At 50.7% G+C, this 3660-nt stretch carries 3 protein-coding genes; all 3 read right to left on the bottom strand.

What is annotated here, in order from left to right; translation table 11 throughout:
* The coding region (locus HP459_RS21945; RefSeq protein WP_171936835.1) for an ATP-binding cassette domain-containing protein at positions 1-1173 on the bottom strand (1173 nt) is incomplete at its 3' end.
* Positions 1174-1252: 79 nt separating this feature from the next.
* Entirely contained in the window at positions 1253-2251 is a 999-nt protein-coding gene (gene mglB, locus HP459_RS21940) for a galactose/glucose ABC transporter substrate-binding protein MglB (RefSeq protein ID WP_022648695.1), read from the bottom strand.
* A gap of 295 nt (positions 2252-2546) precedes the next feature.
* A complete protein-coding gene (gene galS / locus HP459_RS21935; RefSeq protein ID WP_003859324.1) occupies positions 2547-3569 on the bottom strand; it encodes an HTH-type transcriptional regulator GalS in 1023 nt (340 codons plus the stop codon).
* Positions 3570-3660: the final 91 nt, after the last annotated feature.

Here is a 3660-nt window from a genome sequence, read left to right as displayed (position 1 = left end):
GTCAATCACCCATTGGGTATCGCTCTTCATGCGGGAATTATCCAGCAACCCGACCTTGTTTTTGTAATTGCGAATATTAGAAATTAACGAGTTAAAGTTAATATCAAGATAAGCGTAAATACCGGTGGAACGACGCTCTTCCGTCACCAGCGCGAAGCCATTATTAATGGCTTCGTTGGCATTATGGTTGTTGATTTTCTTACCGTGCAGGGTAATGGTGCCTTCGGCTTTCTCACGGATACCAAACAGGGTTTCCACGATATCGGTGCGCTTAGCGCCCACCAGCCCTGCGATACCAAGGATCTCGCCCTTGTGCAAATCGAAAGAGACATCGCGGATAGACGGCTGACGCAGTGAGGTCAGGTTACGCACCTCCAGAATCACTTCGCCCGGCTTGTTTTCTTTATCCGGGAAGCGCTGGTTCAATGAACGGCCAACCATCATGGCGATGATCTTGTCCATGTCCAGCCCTTCCAGCGGCTGGGTGGCAATCCACTGGCCATCGCGCAGGATGGTAATTTCATCGCACAGCTGGAAGATCTCTTCCATTTTATGTGAGATATAGACAATGCCGCAGCCGCGATCTTTCAGCTTACGGATGATGGTAAAAAGGTGGTTAACCTCTTTTTCCGTCAATGACGATGTCGGTTCATCCATGATCACGATTTTCGCATCATAGGAGAACGCTTTGGCAATTTCGATCATCTGCATCTGGGAAACGGATAATGTCCCGACGCGTGCGCGCGGGTCAATATCAATATCCAGCTCATCGAAAATGGCTTTGGTGTCGCGATACATTTTATCCTGATCGACAAAGACACCTTTGGTTGGATAGCGGCCCAACCACATATTATCCATAACTGAACGTTGCAGAACCAGGTTTAATTCCTGGTGTACCATCGAGATACCGTTCTCCAGCGCTTCTTTCGCTGAATGGAAGTCGATCTCTTTTCCCTGAAAAAGAATGCTGCCAGAATCTTTTTGATAGATCCCAAAAAGGCATTTTAATAATGTTGATTTACCCGCACCGTTTTCACCCATTAACGCATGAATAGAGTGAGGACGAACTTTTAAATTAACATTATCGAGCGCCTTAACACCGGGGAATGACTTGTTAACACCGGTCATTTCCAACAAGTATTCACCGGACGACTGAGTAGTTGTGCTGACCATAATTATACCTTGTTGGCCTCGCATATCGCGTTATAAAAGGGCGCAACGAATTGCGCCCAGTGAAGACAATTCAGATAACTTATTTACCGATAAACTCAGCCAGGTTGGACTGGTCTACGCCCACGTAAGGAACGCGAACGATTTTGTTTTCAATTTTCCAGCTGGTGCCGTCAGCAGCGCCTTTACCATCAGCGAGGTTTTTCGCCAGATCGAAGGTGGCTTTCGCCTGGTTGTTAGCATCGTTCAGCACGGTACCGGCCATTGCGCCAGATTTCACCAGCGCCAGCGCTTCTGGAAGGGCATCCACACCGAATACAGGAATGGCGGATTTGTTGTGTGCTTTCAGCGCTTCAACTGCACCCATTGCCATTGCATCGTTGTTGGCGATGACCACTTCAATTTTGTTGGCGTTCGGGCCAGAGAGCCACGCATCCATCTTATCTTTCGCCTGAGCGGTGTCCCACATTGCGGTGTCTAACGCCAGCTGCTGGGTTTTCAGGCCCTTGTCGTTCAGCTCTTTAATAACGTAGGTGGTACGTGCTTCAGCATCCGGATGGCCCGGTTCGCCTTTCAGCAGAACGAACTGAATCTGACCATCTTTGTTCATATCCCAGTTTGGGTTCGCCGCCCAGTGTTTCGCAATCAGATCGCCCTGGATAATCCCGGACTCTTTGGAGTCAGTACCCACGTAATACGCTTTATCGTAGCTGTCCAGCGCTTTACGGGAAGGCTCTTTGTTGAAGAAGACAATCGGCACGTTCTGGCCGCGTGCTTTCTCGATCACCGTACCTGCCGCAGCCGGGTCAACCAGGTTAATAGCCAGCGCTTTCACGCCTTTTGCCAGAAGAACGTCAATCTGATCGTTCTGTTTAGACTGGTCATTCTGGGAGTCATTCATCAGCAGCTGCACGTCTGGCGCTGATTTAGCATCTTTTTCAATTGCTTTACGCACAACGGACATGAAGTTGTCGTCGTATTTATAGATAGTCACGCCAATACGGGTATCCGCTGCGTGTGCTGCTGCGCCAAAAAGCATGCTTGCCATGACAGCAGACAGAGTCAACACCTTCTTATTCATGGTATCTCCGGTTTTTTTTATGCAGGGTAGTTCTTGTGAAAAACGGTCGGCGGGCAGATGTTAATAAAACGTTACTGATCGCCGAAGTTCACTTATAAAATGTCCAGCTTCCGTGTTCGGTAACGCTCCAGAAATGCGTTTTATTCGTTGTTTGAGGCATTCTGGTAACGGTAAAAGTGAATAATCACCGTTACATTGTGTTTCAGCCCCTAAAACGCTGACATCATAGACAGCGGCTTGTTAAGATACTGTGAATTTACTCACAGATTGAAAACGGTTACATCACGTGATGTTATCAGTTAGTGATCGGAGCCACAGTTTGCCGGATAGCAACCGAATGGCGGCGTACTAAAGTCGGCATAAAACAATGCGTTGCGTCAGGATCTAACAGCCCTGCCGCCCCCTGTAACGCCAGCTCTGTCGCCAGTTTCGCCATCGACGCAATGGGGTAACGCACCGTTGTCAGCTGCGGATCGGTGTAACGGGCAATCGGAATATCATCAAAACCGATCAGCGATAAATGCTGCGGCACCGCAATGCCATTATCTTTCAGCGCGGTAAGCGCACCTGCCGCCATACTGTCGTTATAGGCAAACACGGCCGTCAGCTGAAGATTACGCCCCAGCAGTTCCACCATTGCTGCTTCACCGCCCTGCATGTCCGGCGAACCGGTACCTACCCAGCTTTCCAGCGGCGCAATGCCCTGCTCTTTCAGGGCGTTTTGCCAGCCCTCGCGGCGCATCATGTCGTCTTCAATACCGTGGCTTGAAGCCAGATAACCAATGCGCTGATGGCCGTTGCTGATGAGCATCCGCGTCGCCATCATCGCGCCGCTGATGTTATCCAGACCGACACAGCGGTGCGCATAACCGGGGACGATACGGTTGATCAGCACCATACCGGGGATCTGCTCCATAAACCCGGCCAGCTCTTCATCGCTCAGGGCTTTTGAGTGCACGATCAGGGCGTTACAGCGCTGGCGGATCAGTACCTCAATGGCATAACGCTCTTTTTCAGCTTCGTGATAGCTGTTGCCAATCAGCACATATTTCTGGTGCTGCTGGGCAACGACGTCCACCGCTTTGACCAGCGCGCCGAAGAAGGCGTCCGACACGTCCATCACCACGACACCAATGGTATCGCTGACCTGCGTCGCCAGCGCCTGAGCATTGGCGTTTGGCCGGTACCCCAGCTGGGTCACGGCTTTCATTACGGTTTCACGCGTTTCAGGGCTGACCAGCGCACTGTTGTTCAGCACGCGGGAGACAGTAGCAACAGAAACACCCGCCTGGCGGGCGACGTCACGAATGGTGATCATATTCACCACCCTTAAAAGGATTGCAGCAACTCACAGACACCCCCTGTGTTTAGCAAGGTGGCTATTCTGGCAGCGAGAGAGAGGAGACTAC

This window comes from Enterobacter sp. CM29, from assembly GCF_013179605.1.
In the GTDB taxonomy this organism is placed as follows: Bacteria; Pseudomonadota; Gammaproteobacteria; order Enterobacterales; family Enterobacteriaceae; genus Enterobacter; species Enterobacter intestinihominis.
Note: the sequence above shows the minus strand (reverse complement) of the source record. Positions and strands in the feature narration are given on the sequence as shown.

Coding starts and splice junctions, on each gene's coding strand:
- mglB (WP_022648695.1), bottom strand. CDS start 2,251: ATGAATAAGAAGGTGTTGACTCTGTCTGCTGTCATGGCAAGCATGCTT.
- galS (WP_003859324.1), bottom strand. CDS start 3,569: ATGATCACCATTCGTGACGTCGCCCGCCAGGCGGGTGTTTCTGTTGCT.